General features: G+C 75.1%; 3 protein-coding genes. All 3 read left to right on the forward strand.

Annotated elements, in window-relative coordinates; genetic code table 11:
* A partial coding sequence (locus tag GT030_RS23000; protein WP_237522759.1) for a polysaccharide deacetylase family protein occupies window positions 1–727 on the forward strand: 727 nt, incomplete at its 5' end.
* Window positions 728–759: 32 nt separating this feature from the next.
* The gene (locus GT030_RS23005; RefSeq protein WP_161202717.1) at window positions 760–1,476 is read left to right on the forward strand and encodes a peptidyl-tRNA hydrolase; all 717 of its coding nucleotides are present in this window, start codon (window positions 760–762) and stop codon (window positions 1,474–1,476) included.
* A gap of 97 nt (window positions 1,477–1,573) precedes the next feature.
* Window positions 1,574–2,533: DUF692 domain-containing protein (locus GT030_RS23010; protein WP_161202718.1), on the forward strand; the 960-nt coding region annotated here is incomplete at its 3' end.

Here is a 2,533-nt window from a genome sequence, read left to right on the forward strand (position 1 = left end):
GTCCCCGGCCGGCACCCCCACCATGGCGGCGGGTCCGGGCGGCCTCACCCCCGTGTTCGAGCACGGCCCGCGCGACAGGGGCAAGACCGTCGCGCTGACCTTCGACGCCGACATGACCGCCGATGAGGGGCCCCGCGCCGCCGCCGGTGAGCGTTTCGACAACCCCGGTCTGATCGGCGCCCTGCGCACGCTGAAGGTCCCGGCGACCGTCTTCATGACCGGCCGCTGGGCCGAGGAGTACCCGGACCAGGCCCGCGCCCTCGGGCGCGACGCCCAGTTCGAGGTGGCCAACCACTCCTACAGCCACTACTCGTTCACCGGCGACTGCTACGGCCTGCCGACCGTCGCCCCGCACGCCCAGCTGACCGAGGTCCAGCGCACCTACGCCGCCCTGCGCAAGGCGGGCGTGCCGCACCCGATGCCGTACTTCCGCTTCCCCGGCGGCTGCTACGACCGGGACGCGCTGCGCGCCATCAGCGGCGCCGGTGTCACCGCCGTCCAGTGGGACGTGATCAGCGGCGACGCCTTCGCCACGGACGCCGACGCGGTCGTGCGCCAGGTGCTGGACGGGGTGAAGCCCGGTTCGGTGGTCGTCATGCACTGCACCCGCAGCGCCGCCCCGACGACCGAGAAGGTCGTCCGTTCGGTGGTGCCGGAGCTGCGCAGGAAGGGCTACCGGTTCGTGAAGGTCTCGGAGCTGATCCGGGAGTCCGGCACCCCGCGCTGACCGGCGCCGGACTGCTCGTAGGGTTGGCTCACGTGACCCACGTTCCAGCCGCCCCCGGCGACAGCCCCTTCCAGACCGAGCCAACCCCGCGCGACGAGGCCCCGCAGTTCGTGCTGCCCCTCGTCGTACGGATCGAGAAGAGCGCGCCGCCCGCCCGTACCGACGCGCTGGAGACCGCCGCACGCGCCGTGCTCGTCCTGCTCGGGGACGAGCGGGCGCGCGACGACGGCGAGTGGGCCCGGGCGGTACGGGACTGGGAGGACGCCCGCATCCGCAAGGTGGTCCGGCGGGCGCGGGGCGCGGAATGGCGCCGCGCGCAGGAGCTGCCCGGCATCACGCTGACCGGCGCCACCGCCGAGGTGCGCGTCTTCCCGCCGATCCCGCTGGACGGCTGGCCCAAGGAGCTGGCCAAGCTCCAGGTCTCCGGCACCGAACTGGACGACCCGGAGCCGCCCGCCGCCCCGGACCGCACCGCCCCCGTGCTCTGGCTCAACCCGGAGCTGGAGATGTCGGCCGGCAAGGAGATGGCCCAGGTCGGCCACGGCGCCCAGCTGGCCTGGTGGGCGCTGTCCGACGCGGCCCGCGAAGCCTGGCGTACCGCCGGCTACCCCCTCGCCGTCCGCACCGCCACGCCGGCCCACTGGCGCGAACTCACCACCAGCGGCCTTCCCCTGGTCCGCGACGCGGGCTTCACGGAGATCGCTCCCGGCTCGGCCACGGTGGTCGCGGACCACCCGGCGCTGCGCTGACCGGCGAACCTCAAATATTGCTCTGAACCCCCCACCCGGGCGGTTCACCCACCCCCGCCGGGGCCATATCCCCGGCAGACGAAGGAGGGGGACGGGGATGCGACTCGGCACGGGGATCGGGTGGCGGCCGGAGATCGCGGACGCCGTGGCGGGGATGGCGGGGATCGACTGGGTGGAGGTCGTCGCGGAGAACGTCTGCCCCGGCCATCTGCCGGAACCACTGGTGCGGTTGCTGGAGCGCGGGGTGACCGTGATCCCGCACGGGGTCTCCCTCGGACTCGGCGGCGCCGAGCGGCCGGACGAGGGGCGGCTGCGGGCGCTGGCCGAGCGGGCCGAGGCGCTGGGGGCGCCGCTGGTCACCGAGCACATCGCGTTCGTCCGCGCGGGCGGCCCGCTCACCGCCTCGGCGCCGCTGGAGGCGGGCCACCTGCTGCCCGTACCGCGCACGCGGGACGCCCTCGACGTGCTGTGCGAGAACGTGCGCATCGCCCAGGAGGCGCTGCCGGTGCCGCTGGCGCTGGAGAACATCGCCGCCCTGTTCTCCTGGCCGGCCGAGGAGATGAGCGAGGGCGAGTTCCTGGCCGAGCTGGTCGAGCGGACCGGCGTACGGCTGCTGATCGACGTGGCCAACCTGCACACCAACCACGTCAACCGGGGCGAGGACCCCGCCGAGGCGCTGGACCGGCTCCCGCTGGAGGCGCTGGCCTACGTGCACGTCGCGGGCGGCTTCGAGCGGGACGGCGTCTGGCACGACAGCCACGCGCACCCCGTGCCGCCTCCGGTGCTGGACATCCTGACCGACCTGGCGTCCCGCGTCGCACCGCCCGGCGTGCTGCTGGAACGGGACGAGAACTTCCCCGGACCGGCCGAGCTGGAGCGGGAGCTGGCCGACATCGGCGAGGCGGTACGGAAGGGCGGCGGGGCCGCGCGGGCCACGGCCGGCGAGGCTCCCCCCGTCCCGCCGGACGCCTCCGCCGAGGCCCGGCAGCGGGTGGCCGTCGCGCAGACGGCCGTGCTGTCGGCGCTGGTGGCGCGCACGCCGTTGCCCGAGGGGTTC

This window comes from Streptomyces sp. SID1328, assembly GCF_009865595.1.
Taxonomy (GTDB): Bacteria; Actinomycetota; Actinomycetes; order Streptomycetales; family Streptomycetaceae; genus Streptomyces; species Streptomyces griseoluteus.